The following is a 17,693-nucleotide window of genomic DNA, read 5'->3' as shown; positions in this document are numbered from 1 at the left end:
CGCGACGATCGTCTCCATACCGGGGGAGGGCGCTCATGGAACGCGGTCCACTGACGCTCTTCGGGGCAATCGTCTCGGTCGGGCTCGGCCCGGCCCTCTGGCTCGGCGCTCAGCTGGGCACCGTCAACGTCGCGCCGAACGAGCGTCCCGCCCCGGTTGGCGAGGAGCAGTACCCCGCGACGGACATGGACTTCGGTGGCGTCGGCGCCGGTGAGACACCGGACCAGGCGGACTGGATCCAGGTCTACCCCAACCCGACCGCCACCACGACCTCGCCGAGCCCGTCTCCCGCGCGCTCGTCGTCGAGCTCCGCGGCCGCGATCGTCGTGACACCCAGCTCTTCGTCGCCGTCGCCGGCCGCGCCGTCCAGCCCGTCAGCCGTGCCGTCCATCAGCGAACCCAGCGAGTCCGGCGCACCCGGTGAGCCCAGCGCCTCGCCGAGCCCGTCGCTCGACGAAGAGCCCGTGCCGGATCCCTCCGAGGAGCCGACCGGCGAGGTCAGCGAGGATCCGGAGCCGTCCGAGGACGCCGGTGGCGGCGCACCGCTGTCGAGCTTCACGATCAACTGACAAACAGAAACATCAAGGGAGGGGAGCCATTCGGCTCCCCTCCCTTTCTGCCTTGCGAGATCTACAGGCCGAGGAGCCGGTCCAGGATGTCTCGGTACGCACGAAGCTCCACCCGCAACGACTCGGTGTCATCGGTTCCCTTGGCAAGGGAACCGCGGTGATCACGCAGCGCGGTGGTGAGCTTGTCGACGGCCTCGTCGACCAGCGTGGCAGCCTCGCCGGTGGCGGCCTTCGGGTCGTCGACGAAACGCAGCTGCACGTCACGCCAGCGGTCCTTCAGCGCCTGGGTCTCACCGGTGGGGAAGAACGCCACAGGACCGTCGGCAACGGGAACAACGACGGGCGCGGTCTCGGTGGTGGACTCCGGCTCGACCACGGGCTCAGGCTCGATCACGGGCTCGGTCACGAGCTCAGGCTCAGTCTTGGCCTCGGGCTCAGTCACGGGTTCGGTCACGGCCTCGTGCTCAGGCTTGTGCTCGGGCTCGCTCTTGGGCTCGTCGACCACTGCGGCCTTGTCCTCAAACGCCTTGTCCTCAAACGCCGTGTCATCGTCCCGCTTCAACGCGTCGGCGTCCTTCTCCTCGTAGGTGTCCACCGGCTCGTAGGCATCGGCGGGCTCGTAGGCATCGTCACGCTTGCCGGTGCCGGCAGGCTCGTCGATCGCGGTGGCCTTGTCCTCAAGCGGCAGGTCGACCGTCTCGTCCTGCACGTGCCGGCCCGTCTCGTCCGAATAGGCGGGCTTGTCGCTTCGCGCACCGATCGGAACAGTCTTGTCCTGGTCGGCGGTGTCGATCGCAACGGTCCGGTCGGCGTCCGACTCCGGCAGCCGGTCATCAAGGGAATCGCGGGCGTCAAGCGAATCGCGGGCGTCAAGCGAGTCATGAGAATCGAGCGAGTCCCGAGAATCGCGGGCATCGAGCGGGTCACGAGAATCGAGCGGGTCCCGGGTGTCGGCCGGGCCGTGCTGCCACGGTGATCCGGCCCGCTGCTGGGGAACCTCCGCCGCGGGCGTGTCCTGCCCGGCCCGGTCGGTGGTGTCCTGGTCCTCGACGTTGTCCTTGGCATCGTTGGAGAAGAAGCGCATCGTTGGTGCTCCTCAGCGGCTGGTGGCGTCGGGGCGGGAGCGCGCGACGCCGGGTTCGGGGGCGGTGTCCTCAGTGTCTGTCACGGTGCGAGCCGGCGCATCGTCCGCGATCGTGTCGTCGGCAGGAGTGCGAGGGGCCGGGGTGCTGGTGCTGGTGCCTGCGACCGGCTCTTCGCCGAGCAGGTCGGCGAACAGGGCGCGGTAATGGACCAGGGCCTGACGCAGGTCCTCGGTCTCGGTCTCGTCGTTCTTGCTGCGCACGCTGATGTCGTGAGCGGACCGGTAGTGCTCCAGCGTGGAGGCGTGCTCGACCGACAGGTTGGCGAGGTGCTCGTCGTAATCGCCGGTCGGGTACCCGCGCTCGGTGATCAGCTTGGTGACCAGCTCGTCGGCGGTGGAGACCGCTTCCTTCGGGTCGTCCACGAAACGGATCTGGACTTCTTCCCACGCGGCGGAGTACTTCGACCGCGACTCCGGCGACAGCGGGCTCAGCTCGAACTGGGCGTGCCGCTTGGTGCGCTCGTTCAGCTCGCGCTCCGCCTCGGTGCGGTTGCCGGTGTCGGCGACCACACGGTCGTACTCGGGGCCGAACGTCTGCTGGAGCCGGCGGCGCCGCAGTGCCGGGACAGCGACGACGGCGACCGCTGCCAGGACCAGCAGGACGACGACGATCAGGATGATGGTGACGGTGGCGGACATCGGGTTCCTCCTTCTTCCATAGGAGGTATTCCCACCTGATACCGGGCGCCAACCCTCGGGTTCACGTTCCGCGTCAGGGCGCACTGTCGTAACCCCGACGATCTCTTTAAAAAGATCGCACGCCGATCTGGCTGGACAAACGGGACGGATGCCCAGCATCCGGGAGACCGGGGAGCTAGCTGAGACGCACGTCATTACGTATTCTTCCGGAGCGCGTGCGCCCGGACGCGGCGGCCGTCCCATTCTGATCGGCCGTCGGGGCAGGCCGGCGCATTGATCGTTTCCTACCGAACCCCTCGGGCGGAGCCTGATGAGAAGCCGTAACTGGTCGATCCGTTCGAAGATCACCGCGATGGTCGCGGTGCCTCTCGTCGCGCTGCTCGCGCTATGGGTGTTCGCGACCGTGGTGACCGCCGGACCGGCTCTGAACCTGCTCGAAGCACGCGACGCGGTACACAAGCTCGGTAACCCGGGACTGCAATTGATCGCTCAGCTTCAGCGCGAGCGGCACTTCTCCACGATCTACGTCTCCGCCGCGAAGCCGTCCGCGACCGACCTCAACCGCGAGCGTGCCGCGACCGATCAGGCGGTCAGCGTGCTCCGCGAGGCCATCGGCGACGCGGACCTGACCGAGACGGTGACCGCCCGGGTCAACGACCTGACTCTCCTGCTGGACGGCCTGCCGGCGGCCCGCAACCGGGTCGACGACCGGGTGGAGAAGGACGTACTCCCGGTCATGCGTGACTTCAGCAGCATGATCGACGCCGCGTTCGAGGTGTCCACCTCCGCGGCGATCTTCTTCCACGAGCGGGTCGACCGTGAGGTCCGCGGCCTGATCGACGCGCTCCGCGGGCTGGAGCACCTGAGCCGCGTCGACGCGATGCTGGCCGGGGCGAACACCGCGGGATTCATCAACGCGATCAACCGCGGCGTCCTGATCGAGGACATCGCCAACTCGCGCTACCTGCTCAAATCCGGTGTCGACGACATGCCGGACGCGTCCCGCGGTGAGTACGCGCGAGTCGTCACCAGTTCGTCGTTCATCGTCCTCGACATCATGCAGAACAAGCTGATCGGCGACAGCTACGCGGGCGGGCCGCCGCCGGTCTCCGGCGAGGACTGGCAGCCGACGTACGACCGGACGAACGCCGAGCTCAGCGACTTCGTGCTGCGCCAGGTCGACAAGGTCGCGCAGGACGCCACGCCGCTGGCCGCCAGCGTGCTGCTCTGGCTCGGCGTGGCCGGCCTGCTCGGCCTGGCCGCCCTGGTCCTCTCGATCCTCGTCTCGGTCCGGTTCGGACGGTCGATCGTCGGCCGCCTGATCCGGCTGCGGCGCGAGGCCCTGGAGATGGCGTCGGAGCGGCTGCCCTCGGTGGTCCGCCGGCTCCAGCGCGGCGAGCCCGTCGACGTCGTGGTCGAGACGCCCCCGCTGGAGTACGGCGGCGACGAGATCGGCCAGCTCGGCCGCGCGTTCAACGAGGTGCAGCGCACCGCCGTGCAGTCGGCGGTCGACGAGGCCAACGTCCGCCGCGGCATCAACGAGGTCTTCCTCAACATCGCCCGGCGCAGCCAGACCCTGCTGCACCGCCAGCTCTCGCTGCTGGACCGGATGGAGCGCCGCGAGACCGAGCCGCAGGAGCTCGAAGATCTGTACCGGGTCGACCACCTCGCCACCCGGATGCGGCGGCACGCCGAGGACCTGGTCATTCTCGCCGGTGCGGCACCCGGCCGCGGCTGGCGCAACCCGGTCCCGGTGATCGACGTCGTCCGCGGCGCGATCAGCGAGGTGGAGGACTACAAGCGGGTCGACATCCGGGCCATCACCTCCTCGGCGGTCTACGGCCGCGCGGTCGGCGACGTGATCCATCTGCTCGCCGAGCTGATCGAGAACGCGGCGTCGTTCTCCCCGCCGCACGCCCGCGTCCAGGTGATCGGCCAGGTGCTGCCGAACGGGTACGCCCTGGAGATCGAGGACCGTGGCCTGGGCATGAGCCCCGAGGCGATCGAGGAGGCGAACCGCCGCCTCGCCGAGCCGCCGGACTTCGACCCGACCGACAGCGCCCGCCTCGGCCTCTTCGTGGTGGCCCAGCTCGCCGGCCGGCATCAGATCCGGGTCTCGTTGCGCGCTTCCGCGTACGGCGGCATCACCGCGATCGTGCTGATCCCCGGCGACCTGGTGACCAGCGCGCCCGCACTGCCGGCCGGGCCGGGCGGCGGATCGTCCGGTGGCTGGAACGCGCCGCTGGTCGGTTCGGGCGACGAGGACCCGCTGCGGAAATCGCTGGCGGAACTCCAGTGGCAGGGCGGCGAAGAGCTGCGTGAGGTGACCGTCGCCAGTCGCCGGGCATCCACCGACGAGGAGACACACCACGTCACCGCGGACCCGGGCGGCCCGGCGCCGAGCCTCGTCGCCGAGGAGCTGAGCGTCGAGGGACTGGTCCAGCGCCGGCGGGTGCGCCGCACGCCCAACGAGGCTCTGGAGATGCCCTCCGAGCTGACGGTGGCGCCGCGTTCCGTACCCAGGAACTCCGGTCCGGCAGTGAGCGAGAGTGAGACGGCGCCGCAGGCGCCGCGGGCGCCGCGGGTTCCCGCTCAGCGGGGACCGTCTCCTTTGGAGATGCTCGACGAGGAGCCGACCGGCGAGATCGGCCTCGACGGACTGCCGAAGCGGGTACGCCAGGCGAGCCTCGCGCCGCAGCTGCGCAAACCCGTTGTGGAGCGGGAATCCACCGCGCCGGAACGCAGCCCGGAACAGGTCCGTACGCTCATGAGCGCCTTGCAGCTCGGCACCACCCGTGGCCGTGTCGCTGCGGCCCGCACCGAGTCCGAAGGCACCGAACCTCCGGTGAATCCGGACGATACCGTCAGCTTCCCGGCCCTCGTCGATGTCGCGGCGGCTCGGGACAACGCAGCATCCGGGACCGAAGCAGCGGATGGCGACCGCGCGCACGGCACCGGTGAGAACCTCAGGCTGGAGAAGGACGCATAGTGGCACAGACTAAGCAGAGCGCGAACCTCACTTGGCTCCTCGACGACCTCGTCGAACGGGTGCCAACCGCGCAGCAGGCCGTGGTGCTTTCGGCCGACGGGCTGATGCTCGGCGCCTCGGCGGCGATGAGTCGTGAGGACGCCGAACACCTTTCTGCCATGGCGGCCGGCTTCCAGAGCCTCGCCAAGGGAGCGAGCCGGCATTTCCGCGCCGGTCAGGTACGCCAGACCGTGGTCGAGATGGAGGAGGCGTTCCTCTTCGTGACGGCCGCCGGCCAGGGAGCGTGCCTGGCCGTGCTCGCGTCCGCCGACGCGGATCTGGGCCTGATCGCTTACGAGATGGCGATGCTGGTGACCCGGGTCGGTCAGATCATGAGCGCGCCGGATCGGTCGGTTCTGGCGCCGTCCGATGCCCTCTGAGCAGCCGCGTGTGACACACGACTGGCTGGACTCCGACGCGGGACCGGTGGTCCGGCCGTACGCGATGACAGGTGGACGGGTCGCGCCGTCGGGTGGCGACTTCGACCTGGTCGCGTTCGTGGTCGCCACCGTTCCCGATCTGCCGATCGGTCCGCAGCTCCAGCCGGAGCACCACGGCATCGTCGCCGCGGCCTGGGAGCCGATCTCGGTGGTCGAGCTGGCGTCCCAACTGGACCTCTCGATCGGTGTGGTCCGAGTGTTCCTCGGTGATCTACGCTCAGCGGGCCTCATCGCGCTGTACGAACCTCCGGCGGCGACTGCGCCGCACGACGTCGACGTTCTCAAGGCGGTTGTCAATGGACTCCGTGCGCTCTGACCGCAACGGCGGCTCGTCGCGCATTCCCACCGCGCTCAAGATCCTCATAGCCGGAGGTTTCGGGGCGGGTAAGACGACGATGGTCGGCTCGGTCAGCGAGATCCGGCCACTACAGACCGAAGAGGTCCTGACCGGCGCCGAGGGCGCCGACGATGTCTCCGGGGTGGAGGGTAAGACCACCACCACGGTGACCATGGACTTCGGCCGGATCAGCATCACCGAGGATCTCCAGCTCTACCTTTTCGGCACTCCCGGGCAGGACCGTTTCTGGTTCCTCTGGGACGAGTTGTCGCAGGGTGCGCTGGGTGCCGTGGTGCTGGCCGACACGCGGCGGCTGGCCGACTGCTTCCCGTCGATCGATTACTTCGAGCAGCGTGGCACGCCGTTCGTGGTGGCGGTCAACTGCTTCGACACCCACCAGCGCTTCGCGCCGGACGCGGTGAGCCGTGCGCTCGACCTGGACCCGGGTGTCCCGGTGGTGCTCTTCGACGCCCGTGACCAGGCTGCTGCCCGCAACGTGCTGATCGAGCTCGTGGAATACGTTGCCCGGCGCCAGCTGACAGCAGCGGGACGTCGGTAAGGCCACTCAGCCCGGCGGCACGCAGATCAGCCACGGCTCGATCCGCCGCAGCGTCGCCGGGGCCAGCAGCCCCCGGGTCACCAGATCCGAGGTCTGCAGGTACGGGCCGCGCTGGTAACGGTCCTGGGCGATCCGCTGTGCCTCGGCCGGCCCGACACCGCGTAACCGGGCGATCTCCTGTACCGGCGCGTGGTTGAGGTCGAGCAGCCCGCCGTCGTCGAACGCGCGCAGCAGGTCTGGCCGTCCGATGCCGGCCTGCCGGGCGCCGGCCGGGTCGACCGCCGCGAACTGGCGGGCCAGTTGGCGTCGTGCCCGCGCCTGCCGGTTGTCGCCGCCGTGCGCGGCGAGGATCGCGCCGTGCACCGAGGCGGTCAGCGAGAGGATCGCCGCGAGCAGCACCGCGGCCTCCTCGGCGCCGCTGACATCGTCGCTCTCCAGCGGGGCCGGGTTGATCGCGAACAGGACGATCACCGCGATGAACCCGGCGAAGTACACGATCGCCGCGACCAGCTCGTGCCGGGTCCTGCGCTGTGCCGCCGCCCAGGCGAACCAGATCCAGCTGCCGAAGGTGCAGACGACGATCGGCAGAGCCGCGGCGGCCAGAACCTCGAGCCACCGCACCTCCGATCGATGAGGCGGCGAAAAAACCGGGGGCAAGGGCTGAGGAAAAGGCAGAGACACAGGCGGAGGCGGGGCAAAAGCGGGCACCACCGTCACCTGCGGTGTCACGTCCCGCCCGGCCCACGGGTCAACCGCCTCGACGTAGACCGCCTCGTCCCGCAGGATCCGCCGGTGCGCCTCCTGCATGCGTTCACCCGGCTCCGCGCCGAGCTGGTCCAGGAAGTACTCCCGGGCGTCCCGGAACGCGGCGAGCGCCTCGGCCTGCCGCCCGGCGCGCTGCAACGCGATCATCAGCTGCGCCCGTAACCCCTCGCGCAGCGGGAACTCCTCGACCAGGCGGCCCAGCTCGGAGAGCAGTCCGCTGTCGGTGCCCTGGCTGAGCTCGATCTCGGCCCACAGCTCCCAGGCGCTGGCCTGCTCCTCGGCGAGCCGGTTGCGGGCCGTCTCGAAGACCGGGCCGGTCAGCCCGCCGAGTGCCTCGCCGTGCCACAGATCGAGCGCGTCGTGCGCGATCCCGGCCGCCTCGGTCACATTGCCGGCCTGACGCTCGGCGTCGGCGCGGGCCAGCCGGGCCCGGAAGTCGTCCGCGTCGAGGGTGACGGCACGGAGTACGTACCCGCCGTCGGTGAGCGCGAGCAACTCGCCGGGAGTGCGTGGCACGCGGTCCGGGTCGAGTACGCGGCGCAGTCCCGCCACGTACTTCTGCACCACGTTGGGGCCGTTCTCCGGCGGATCGTCGCCCCAGACCGCGTCGATGATCCGGTGCACGGGCACCGGTTTGCCGGGGCTGAGCAGCAGGACAGCGAGGACGGCGCGTTGTTTGGCCGGGCCCAGGTCAACGCGTTCGGCACCTCGGAACGCCCGCACCGGACCGAGGATCTCGAACCGCAGCGGGACGGCAGCGAGGCTGTCACTCACCCCGGCGACCCTCCTGTTGAGCAGCGCTTTTGTCGACGGCAGCAGAACCGCAGCCGGCAGCAGCATAGCCGCAGCACATCGGCAGTCGTGCTGTGGAGTCTTCTCGGCAGCTACCCCCGACGTAGGAGACAGCCATGATCCGCAACCGCATCGCCGCCGCAGGAACCCTCTTGCTGGCGGGCACCACTCTGGCCGCCTGTGCGGCCACCGGCACCGAGAGCGTGACCGAGAAGACGACCGCGGCGCAGAGCCCCGCGCCGACCGTGAGCGAGACGCTGCTCGACGCGGTGCCGGACGAGTCCTCGCCGGCGTTCCACTACACGGTCAAGGGCGGTGTGTCGCCGTTCAGCGGTGTGATCGACCCGGCCGGCAAGGCGCTGACCGCCGAGATCGCGCAGAAGGTGCCGGACACCCCGATCACCCTGTCGATGAAGTTCCTCGTCATCGAGGAGAAGATCTGGACCAAGATCGCTTTCAAGGGCGCGACGGCGGACATGGGCCTGCCGAAGCTGCCGAAGAAGTGGATGTCCCTGGACCCGGCCAAGACCGAGGACTCCTTCGTCACCGAGATGAAGTACAGCGAGGCCGAGGTCGACCCGGGCTCGGTCGCGGCGCTGGTGTCCGCGGCCGACGATCTGAAAGAGACCACACCCGGCCACTACGCCGGCACGACCGACCTGACGAAGTCGACCGAGGCGGAGATCGTCGAGGGGGCCACGCTCACCGCGCTCGGTGAGAAGGCCAAGGGCGTTCCGCTCGAGGTGGTCGTGGACGGCGAGGGCCGGATCTCCACGGCGACCGTGAAGATCCCGGCCGCCGGCAAGACCAAGGCGAGCACCTACAAGGTCACCTACGACCAGTACGGCTCGGCCGCCTCTCTGGAGGTACCGGCGGACGCGGTGAAGGCCACGGCGGACGTCTACGACCTTCTGAAGGGCTGAGACACACCGGGAAAACGCAGCGGTCCGGCGCCACGGGTCAGACGGGGGTCCGTGGCGCCGGTCCGCTGCTGCCGCGTACCACCAGCTCGGCAGGCAGGACAACGTGTGACACCGCCGCCGGCGCGCCATCTCGGGAGCGGCGGATGGCCTCGGTCAGCGCCGCCGCGGCCGCGCGACCTTTCTCCACCACGTCCTGCCGCACGGTGGTCAGGGCCGGCTGCATCCGGACCGCGACCGGGCCGTCGTCGAACCCGACGATCGACAGGTCTTCCGGGACCCGCAGGCCCAGGTCCTCGGCGGCTTGCCGGACGCCGACCGCGGTGGTGTCCGAGAAGCACAGGAACGCCGTCGGCCGGTCGTCCGCGGACAGCAGGAAGCGGGCGTCCCGGCGTACGTCCTCGGTCTGCTCCAGAGGGTGACGGATGAACGCGGGCTTGAGGCCCGCGGGTTCCAGGACGTCGAACCAGCCGAGCCGGCGCTGGCGTGACGCGTGGCCCTCGACCAGCGTCGACGGGTCCGCGATGAAGCCGTGCCGGCCGTTCTCACCGTTCATCGCGATGGCGAACCGCCGGTGGCCCAGGTCGACGAGGTGCTGTGCGGCGGCGCGGGCACCCTCGCGGTCGGCGATGTTGACACTGGACACGTCGTCCACCTGGTCCTGATCGACGAAGACCATCGGCAGGTGCCGGCGACGCAACCAGGACACGGCCGGCGAGGTGGGGTCGCAGGAGTAGACCACCGCGCCGTCGATCGCGACATCGCGGGCGGGCACCACGTCGCCGGAGCCGGACGAGGTGAGCAGGGTGATCGCCAGCCCGGTCGGCGCCAGCTCCTCGGCGATGGCAGCGAGGAAACCGCCGGCCACCAGGTCGGTGAACGCGTACCGCAGTGAGTCGGTGAGAAGGATGCCGACCGCGCCGGTGGTGCCCTTGGCGAGGGCCCGCGCGGTCGGGTCAGGGCCGGCGTAACCGAGCTCCTGCGCGGCGGCCAGAACCCGTTCGCGAAGGGCGGGGGAGAGCTGGTCGGGTCGGGAGAACGCGTTCGACACGGTCATCCGGCTCACGCCGACCCGGTCGGCGATGGTTTGCAGCGTCACCCGGGGCATGTCCACACGGTAGCGCCGGGAACCGGGATCGCCTTCCGCCGGACGGTGAGGGAAGGCGATCCCGGCCCATTGATCGAACAAAGCTCAGGCCGGGCGGTGGCCGGCAGGCGCCACCACGCACGACGCACGGTAGAGCGCGCGCGAGAGGGCCAGCCGCACCCGTGGTGTGCGAGCGGAGGTTTTCGCAGGTGACACGACCGGGGCGTCGGGCCGGGCGCTCAGAACCTCTCGGGTCATGTCCTGGACGCCACGGATGTACGCGGCAGGTAGTTCCATGACTTACCTCCAGATGCGATCTGTACCGGTACAGTAACCGCGTCTTCTGTACCGGTCAAGAAGGCGAGGCGAACTTGCGGGGACATCCTGATGTGATGGGATCAGGGCATGGGTACGAGCGCTGAGTACGTCTTCGTCGGCTGTTACACCGGTGACAAGGGAGGCGAGGGCGACGGCATCACGCTGCTCCGCCGCGACCCGGCCACCGGTGATCTGACCCGGCTCGGGCTCGCCGCCCGCACCCCGTCGCCATCCTTCCTCGCCCAGCACCCGGCCCTGCCGGTGCTCTATGCGGTGAACGAGCTGGACCAGGGCACGATCACCGCCTTCTCGGTGGCGCCGGACTGCTCGCTGATCCCGCTGGCGACCCGGCCGACCGGCGGCTCGGACCCCTGCCACCTCGCGGTGACCGGGGATGGCCGGCACCTGGTGGTGGCGAACTACGGCAGCGGATCGGTCGCGGTCTTCCCGCTTGACGCCGAGGGTGTGCCGGCCGAGCGCAGTGATCTCCTCCAGCTCTCCGGTTCCGGTCCGAACACGGAGCGTCAGGCTTCGCCGCACGCCCACCAGGTCGTTCCGGATCCGAACGGCCCTGATGTGCTCATCTCCGATCTGGGTTCGGACCGTGTGTGGCGGTCGAGGCTCGACCCGATCTCCGGCCGGTTGGGGCTGCCCGAGCCGGCGGTGGAGGCGAAGCCCGGCACCGGCCCGCGGCACATGGCGAAGGGCTCCCGCGGGACGCTGCTGCTCGCCGGCGAGCTGACCGGTGACGTGACCTGGTACCGCCCGGCGGGCGGTCCGACGCTCGAACAGGCCGGATCGGTCATGGCGAGCCGGCTGTCCGGCCCGGTCTATCCGTCGGAGCTCACCATTCGTACCGATGGCAGGTTCGTCTATGTGGCTAACCGGGGACCGGACACCGTTTCCGCGTTCTCCTGGAACGGTGAGACGGCCGAGTTGATCGCCGAGGTGCCGACCGGTGGGGTGTGGCCGCGGCACATGATCTTGCTCGGGGATCACCTCTACGTAGCCAATGAGCGTTCACACAACGTGACGGTTTTCCGTATCGATCCGGACACCGGAATTCCCGGTGTGCAAGGTGAGCCGACCGGTGAACCGAGTCCCACCTGTCTGCTCCGCTGGAATCCCCCGATGATCAGGCCATAGGGGAGATCGGTCAGCCGGGCATGTCAGTGATCTTTAGGAGCAAATCAGGCGCGACAAACCCAAAAGTTGATACCGATCGAAGCCGAGTCGTCACGGAGAGTGTTTCTTAGATCGGGAAGCGCCAATCTGAGTAATTTTCGTCCGAACGTATATGGCATTCAGCTTCCGAGATCGACACTATAGAGCGCGTGTCTGGCCGCCATCGTAGAAACTTCAACGCAAAGGGAGCGGGCGTCGTCGGAGGTGCGATGGCGATAGTCGTCGTAATTGCGGGGACGTGGCTCGGTTATCAGCAGTTGGCGGACTCCGGTTGTACCGGGTCCGTGCGCCTGTCGGTTGCCGCTGCTCCCGAAATCGCGCCTGCTGTCCAACAGGTCGCTCAACAGTGGACGGCGAGTGGTGCCGAGGTCTCGGGGACGTGTGTCGCGGTCGATGTGACCTCCGCGAACCCCGCTGACATCGCCGGTGCCGTCTCCCGTGATCACGACGTGGCCCTCGCCGGCCTGGGCACCGCGCCCGAGACGGTGACGGTTCCCGACGTGTGGCTCCCGGATTCGTCGACCTGGCTCCTGCGTCTCCAGCAGGAGGCGTCCGGCTTCAAGCCAACCAAGATCGCTTCGGTCGCGCAGAGCCCGATCGTGCTCGCGATGCCCGAGCCGGTGGCGAAGAACTTCGGCTGGCCGGAGAAGAACATGGACTGGGCGCAGCTTCTCGGCCAGTTCGGCACGGAGAGCACGCTGCAGGTCGGCATCGTCGACCCGACGCGCGACGCTGCCGGCCTGACGAGCCTGCTCGCGATCGGTGCGATCGCCGGCAGCAGCCAGGAAGGCAAGCTGAAGAAGGTGCAGGCGCTGACCGCGCTCTCCGAGAACCGCTCGTCGCTGCGTGAGGAGCTGCTCCAGCAGTTCCCGAAGTCGAACGACGCCAACGACCTGGGCAACAGCCTCCAGGCCGCGCCGCTGTCCGAGGAGGACGTGGTGGCGTACAACGCCCAGCGCCCGGCCGTGCAGCTCAGCGCGATCTACATGCAGCCGGCGCCGACGCCGCTCGACTACCCGTACGCGGTGATGCCGCAGGGTGTCGACTCGCTGAAGGCCGCCGCGTCCGACGGTCTGCTCGCCCAGCTGTCCAGCGGCGCCTTCAAGGAGACGCTCGCCTCGGTCGGCCTGCGTGCGCCGGATGGCACCTACGGCGCGAGCTTCCAGGCTCCGGTCGGCGCTCCGGCCGCGTCCCCCGCGGTGAAGAGCTCGGGCAGCTCCGAGGGTGGCAAGGCCGCCTCCGGGATCAGCGGCCAGGTTCTGAGCCAGGCGGTCGGTTCCTGGGTGGCGACCACGCTGCCCGGCCGGGTGCTCGCGGTCTTCGACGTGTCCGGCTCGATGTCCAAGGCCGTGCCGACTGCCGGTGGCGCCACGCGTGCCCAGGTGACGCAGGAAGCGGCAGCGGGCGGTCTGGCCCTGTTCAACAACAAGTGGGCGGTCGGCGTCTGGCGGTTCTCCACGAACCTGGACGGCACCAAGCCTTACAAGGAACTGGTCCCGATCACGCCGCTCACCGCGGGGCGCCAGGCGCTCCAGGAGTCGATCGGCAAGCTCAACCCGGTGCCGGACGGCGCGACCGGTCTCTACGACACGGTTCTCGCCGCTTACGGGGAGGTTCAGAACGGCTGGAAGGCCGGCCGGAGCAACTCGGTCATCCTCTTCACCGACGGCGAGAACCTGAACCCCGACGGCCTCGGCCAGGGCGAATTCCTGGAGAAGCTGAAGAAGGCGGTCGACCCGAAGAAGCCGGTCCGGCTCGTGCTGATCGGTATCGGTAACGAGGTCAACAAGGCCGAGCTCGATAAGATCTCGGCTGTGGTCAAGGGCAGTGGCGTCTTCATCGCCCCCGACCCGGCCCGCATCAGCGACATCTTCCTCGAAGCGATCGGAACGCGTACCGGCGCCAGCTGATCGGTGCTCACGCTCAGCGACCGCCGTCCCTCTGGGGACGGCGGTCGCTCTTCATTGCCTTGGGTACGCCCTAACGGCGCAACCACGCCGCAGGATCGTCACGAACAGCCCGGATCACCGTGTCGGCCGCCCCGCGCATCGCCGCGTCGGCACCCAGCGCGGCGGGGCGCAGCACGACATCGGCGAGTCCTGAGGTCAGCACCCGCCGGCTGAGCTCCTCGGAGATCCCGGCCCGCAATTCGGCGAAGAGTGGTGCGTACGCCCCGCCGAGCACGATCACCGGCACGTCGAGCAGGTTGACCACGGCGGCCAGGGCGATGCCGAGGGAGGCCGCGGCCAGGGGCAGGTCACCGGCCAGGGCTTCCTGCCCGGCGTACTGCTCCAGGCACCCGCGGGCGCCGCACCGGCAGGGCCGGCCGTCCGGATAGACGGTGACATGCCCGATCTCGCCGCTCCACCCGCGCACACCCCGGTAGAGCCGGCCGTCGAGCACCAGTCCCGCGCCGATGCCGACCTCGCCGGACACGTACAGAAATGTGGGGTCTCCGCCGGAGACCCGCAGCTCGCCGAGCGCGGCGAGGTTGGCCTCGTTGTCCACGCTGATCGGCAGGTCGGCCAGCTCGGGCACGGCGCGTAACAGCGCCGGGGCGTCGACATCCTGCCAATCGAGGTTGGGTGCGACCCGCACCGAGCCGTTCCCGGCGACCAGGCCGGGCACGGCGAGCGCGGCGCCGGCCACGGTCAGGCCCTCGGCCTCGGCGGCGAGCCGGGCCCGGGCGGCGAGCCTGCCCAGCGATTCCAGGGACCGCTCGGCGCCGGAGGGGCGCTGGTCGGCGTGCTCGACGAATCGCTGCCGGACCGTGCCGGTCAGATCGACCACGCAGGCGGCCAGGTAGTCGACGTTGATCTCGCAGCCGAGACCGGCCGGACCGGCCGAGCTGAGCGCGAGCCCGACCGCGGGACGCCCGGCGCCGGTACGCGGAGGCGGGTCCATCTCAGTGATCAGACCACCGGCGACCAGGTCGTCGACGAGCGCCGAGACGGTGGCCCGGGTGAGCCCGGTCACGGCGGCGACGCCCGCTCGTGATGGCCGATCTGTGCTGTTTGCCACGGTATGCAGCACGAGCGCGAGATTATGGGCTCGCACGCTCGATTGCCGGACGGGTGCGCTGGAACGAGAAGTCAGGCGGGCCGTCACGCCCTTGACAATGCCATACCCCCGGCAAATAATTCAACCAATAAACAAATCAACCGCGTTTCCCGGAGGTAACCGTGTCTGTCCAGGCCACACGCGATGACAAGTTCTCCTTCGGTCTCTGGACCGTTGGCTGGCAGGCTCGTGACGCGTTCGGTGACGCCACCCGCGCGGCACTCGACCCGGTGGAGGCGGTGCACAAGCTCGCCGAGATCGGCGCTTACGGCATCACCTTCCACGACGACGACCTGGTGCCCTTCGGCGCGGACGCCCAGACCCGCGACGGGATCATCGCGGGCTTCAAGAAGGCGCTCGACGAGACCGGCCTGATCGTCCCGATGGTGACCACCAACCTGTTCACCCACCCGGTGTTCAAGGACGGCGGCTTCACCAGCAACGACCGCTCCGTGCGGCGTTACGCGATCCGCAAGGTGCTGCGCCAGATGGACCTCGGCGCCGAGCTGGGTGCCAAGACCCTGGTGCTCTGGGGCGGCCGCGAGGGCGCTGAGTACGACTCGGCCAAGGACGTCGGCGCTGCCCTCGACCGTTACCGCGAGGCGCTCAACCTGCTCGCGCAGTACTCCGAGGACCGTGGTTACGGCCTCCGCTTCGCCATCGAGCCGAAGCCGAACGAGCCCCGCGGCGACATCCTTCTCCCGACCGCCGGCCACGCCATCGCGTTCGTGCAGGAGCTGGAGCGTTCCGAGCTGTTCGGCATCAACCCGGAGACCGGGCACGAGCAGATGTCGAACCTCAACTTCACCCAGGGCATCGCCCAGGCGCTGTGGCACAAGAAGCTCTTCCACATCGACCTGAACGGTCAGCACGGCCCGAAGTTCGACCAGGACCTGGTCTTCGGCCACGGTGACCTGCTCAACGCGTTCTCCCTGGTCGACCTCCTGGAGAACGGCGCGGACGGCAGCGCGGCGTACGACGGACCGCGTCACTTCGACTACAAGCCGTCCCGCACCGAGGACTACGACGGCGTCTGGGACTCGGCCAAGGCCAACATCCGGATGTACCTGCTGCTCAAGGAGCGGGCCAAGGCGTTCCGCGCCGACCCCGAGGTGCAGGAGGCGCTCGCCGCCAGCAAGGTCGCCGAGCTCAAGACCCCGACGCTGAACCCGGGTGAGGGCTACGCCGAGCTGCTCGCCGACAAGTCCGCCTTCGAGGACTACGACGCTGACGCCGTCGGCGCCAAGGGCTTCGGCTTCGTGAAGCTGAACCAGCTCGCGATCGACCACCTCCTCGGAGCCCGCTGACCATGGCTCTGGTTGCCGGGATCGACAGCTCTACCCAGTCCTGCAAGGTCGTGATCCGCGACGCCGAGACCGGCGAGCTGGTCCGGCAGGGACGGGCGAGCCATCCGGACGGCACCGAGGTGCATCCGGACGCCTGGTGGGCCGCGCTGCAGCAGGCGATCGAGGAAGCCGGCGGTCTCGACGACGTCGTCGCCGCCTCGGTCGCCGGCCAGCAGCACGGCATGGTCGTGCTGGACGAGAACGGTGAGGTGGTCCGCCCGGCGCTGCTGTGGAACGACACACGCAGCGCCGGCGCGGCCGCCGACCTGATCGAGGAGCTGGGTGGCGGCGAGAAGTGGGCGGAGGCCGTGGGCATCGTCCCGGTCGCCAGCTTCACGCTGACCAAGCTGCGCTGGCTGGCCCGCAATGAGCCGGAGAACGCGGCTCGGGTTGCCCTGGTCTGCCTGCCACACGACTGGCTGACCTGGAAACTCTCCGGGTCGACCGACATCGCGGACATCAAGACCGACCGCAGCGACGCCAGCGGCACGCTCTACTGGTCCGCGAAGACCGGCGAATACCGTCTGGACCTGCTCGAACTTGGTTTCGGCCGGCGGATTCGGGTACCCGAGGTGCTGGAACCGACCGGCATCGCCGGTCGCCTCCCCAACGGTGCGCCGCTCGGTCCCGGCGCCGGTGACAACGCGGCGGCCGCTCTCGGCACCGGCGCGCTGCCCGGCGACGTGATCGTCTCGATCGGCACGTCCGGCACGGTCTTCGTCTCCTCCGACGTGGCTCCGATCGACCCCAGCGGCACGGTGGCCGGCTTCGCCGACACCACCGGGCGGTTCCTGCCGATCGTGGTGACGCTCAACGCGGCCCGGGTGCTCGACGCGGCTTCCAAGCTGCTCGGCGTCGACCACGACGAGTTGTCCAGGCTCGCGCTGTCCGCCCCGGCGGGCGCCGACGGCCTGGTCCTGGTGCCGTACCTGGAAGGGGAACGGACGCCGAACCGGCCGGACGCCACCGGTGCGATCCACGGGCTCACGCTCAAGACCTCGGACCCGGCGCACCTGGCCCGGGCCGCCGTCGAGGGGATGCTCTGCGCCCTCGCCGCCGGCCTGGACGCCCTGGTCGCGCAGGGCGCCGCGGCCAACCGGATCGTGCTGGTCGGTGGAGGGGCGCGCAGCGAGGCGGTTCGCCGCATCGCGCCCGCGCTCTTCGGCAAGCCGGTGCTGGTCCCGCCGCCCGGCGAGTACGTCGCCGACGGCGCGGCCCGCCAGGCGGCCTGGGTCGTGCTCGGCGGGGACAACCCGCCCTCGTGGTCGGCGGCCAGCCCCGAGATCTACGAGGACGCACCCGTCCCGCTGATCCGGGAGCAGTACGCGGCAGCACAGAACGCGGTGATCGACCGCACCCGCTGACAGGTTTCGGCCGGCTCGGGTCCGAGCTCGAAAAGAAGAGCTCGAAAAAAGAGCCGGCCGAAAACTTGTTGTCCTCTCGCCGCAGCGGCATCTACATGCACGGAACCTCCCGGCTGTCCCCGGCCGGCATCCCCGCATGT

At 69.6% G+C, this 17,693-nt stretch carries 16 protein-coding genes; 10 read left to right on the top strand and 6 right to left on the bottom strand.

What is annotated here, in order from left to right; all coding sequences use genetic code 11:
* Nucleotides 1–35: 35 nt before the first annotated feature.
* A complete protein-coding gene (locus B0I29_RS07505; RefSeq protein ID WP_111648164.1) occupies nt 36–569 on the top strand; it encodes a hypothetical protein in 534 nt (177 codons plus the stop codon).
* Nucleotides 570–630: 61 nt separating this feature from the next.
* Here the strand turns inward: B0I29_RS07505 and B0I29_RS07500 are convergent, their stop codons facing one another.
* On the bottom strand, nt 631–1,653 hold the full coding sequence (locus tag B0I29_RS07500; protein ID WP_111648163.1) for a hypothetical protein: 1,023 nt from the start codon (nt 1,651–1,653) through the stop codon (nt 631–633).
* A 12-nt stretch (nt 1,654–1,665) separates the two neighbouring features.
* A complete protein-coding gene (locus B0I29_RS07495) occupies nt 1,666–2,352 on the bottom strand; it encodes a hypothetical protein (protein ID WP_111648162.1) in 687 nt (228 codons plus the stop codon).
* Between the two features lie 310 nt (nt 2,353–2,662).
* On the opposite strand from B0I29_RS07495, the gene B0I29_RS07490 reads away from it, so the two are divergent.
* From B0I29_RS07490 to B0I29_RS07475, 4 genes are read left to right on the top strand one after another with little or no spacing between them, the layout of a single operon-like run.
* Complete coding sequence (locus B0I29_RS07490) at nt 2,663–5,341, top strand: nitrate- and nitrite sensing domain-containing protein (RefSeq protein ID WP_111648161.1); 2,679 nt, start codon at nt 2,663–2,665, stop codon at nt 5,339–5,341.
* On the top strand, nt 5,338–5,760 hold the full coding sequence (locus B0I29_RS07485) for a roadblock/LC7 domain-containing protein (protein WP_111648160.1): 423 nt from the start codon (nt 5,338–5,340) through the stop codon (nt 5,758–5,760). Before B0I29_RS07490 ends, B0I29_RS07485 begins: the two co-directional genes overlap by 4 nt.
* Nucleotides 5,750–6,136: a DUF742 domain-containing protein gene (locus B0I29_RS07480; protein WP_111648159.1), complete on the top strand. Its 387-nt coding sequence runs from the start codon at nt 5,750–5,752 to the stop codon at nt 6,134–6,136. Before B0I29_RS07485 ends, B0I29_RS07480 begins: the two co-directional genes overlap by 11 nt.
* Entirely contained in the window at nt 6,117–6,716 is a 600-nt protein-coding gene (locus B0I29_RS07475) for a GTP-binding protein (protein WP_111648158.1), read from the top strand. Before B0I29_RS07480 ends, B0I29_RS07475 begins: the two co-directional genes overlap by 20 nt.
* Nucleotides 6,717–6,722: 6 nt before the next feature.
* Here the strand turns inward: B0I29_RS07475 and B0I29_RS07470 are convergent, their stop codons facing one another.
* Nucleotides 6,723–8,321, bottom strand: coding sequence for an AfsR/SARP family transcriptional regulator (locus tag B0I29_RS07470; RefSeq protein WP_111648157.1), 1,599 nt, complete (start codon nt 8,319–8,321; stop codon nt 6,723–6,725).
* Between the two features lie 68 nt (nt 8,322–8,389).
* Between B0I29_RS07470 and B0I29_RS07465 the strand changes: the two genes are divergently transcribed.
* Nucleotides 8,390–9,196, top strand: a complete 807-nt coding sequence (locus tag B0I29_RS07465) for a hypothetical protein (RefSeq protein ID WP_111648156.1) — start codon at nt 8,390–8,392, stop codon at nt 9,194–9,196.
* A 37-nt stretch (nt 9,197–9,233) separates the two neighbouring features.
* On the opposite strand, the gene B0I29_RS07460 is transcribed toward B0I29_RS07465, so the two are convergent.
* Both B0I29_RS07460 and B0I29_RS45135 read right to left on the bottom strand, forming a co-directional pair.
* On the bottom strand, nt 9,234–10,301 hold the full coding sequence (locus B0I29_RS07460; protein ID WP_111648654.1) for a LacI family DNA-binding transcriptional regulator: 1,068 nt from the start codon (nt 10,299–10,301) through the stop codon (nt 9,234–9,236).
* An 84-nt stretch (nt 10,302–10,385) separates the two neighbouring features.
* Nucleotides 10,386–10,577 carry a hypothetical protein gene (locus tag B0I29_RS45135; protein ID WP_146616736.1) on the bottom strand — a complete coding sequence of 64 codons (192 nt, stop codon included), beginning with the start codon at nt 10,575–10,577 and terminating at the stop codon, nt 10,386–10,388.
* 108 nt (nt 10,578–10,685) lie between these two features.
* Here B0I29_RS45135 and B0I29_RS07455 point away from each other — a divergent pair, with 108 nt between their 5' ends.
* Nucleotides 10,686–11,744 carry a lactonase family protein gene (locus B0I29_RS07455; protein ID WP_111648155.1) on the top strand — a complete coding sequence of 353 codons (1,059 nt, stop codon included), beginning with the start codon at nt 10,686–10,688 and terminating at the stop codon, nt 11,742–11,744.
* 248 nt (nt 11,745–11,992) lie between these two features.
* Nucleotides 11,993–13,693 carry a substrate-binding domain-containing protein gene (locus B0I29_RS07450; RefSeq protein ID WP_111648154.1) on the top strand — a complete coding sequence of 567 codons (1,701 nt, stop codon included), beginning with the start codon at nt 11,993–11,995 and terminating at the stop codon, nt 13,691–13,693.
* Nucleotides 13,694–13,763: 70 nt separating this feature from the next.
* Here B0I29_RS07450 and B0I29_RS07445 read toward each other — a convergent pair whose 3' ends face one another.
* Nucleotides 13,764–14,891: an ROK family protein gene (locus tag B0I29_RS07445; protein WP_111648153.1), complete on the bottom strand. Its 1,128-nt coding sequence runs from the start codon at nt 14,889–14,891 to the stop codon at nt 13,764–13,766.
* A gap of 74 nt (nt 14,892–14,965) precedes the next feature.
* Between B0I29_RS07445 and xylA the strand changes: the two genes are divergently transcribed.
* Both xylA and xylB read left to right on the top strand, forming a co-directional pair.
* The gene (gene xylA, locus B0I29_RS07440) at nt 14,966–16,150 is read left to right on the top strand and encodes a xylose isomerase (protein WP_111648152.1); all 1,185 of its coding nucleotides are present in this window, start codon (nt 14,966–14,968) and stop codon (nt 16,148–16,150) included.
* A gap of 2 nt (nt 16,151–16,152) precedes the next feature.
* Nucleotides 16,153–17,553 (top strand): xylulokinase, encoded by a 1,401-nt coding sequence (xylB, locus tag B0I29_RS07435; RefSeq protein ID WP_111648151.1) that lies wholly within the window; start codon nt 16,153–16,155, stop codon nt 17,551–17,553.
* The last annotated feature ends 140 nt before the right edge of the window (nt 17,554–17,693 follow it).

Origin of the sequence: Actinoplanes lutulentus (assembly GCF_003259845.1) — a bacterium.
In the GTDB taxonomy this organism is placed as follows: domain Bacteria; phylum Actinomycetota; class Actinomycetes; order Mycobacteriales; family Micromonosporaceae; genus Actinoplanes; species Actinoplanes lutulentus.
This window is presented reverse-complemented; position numbering and strand designations above follow the sequence as displayed.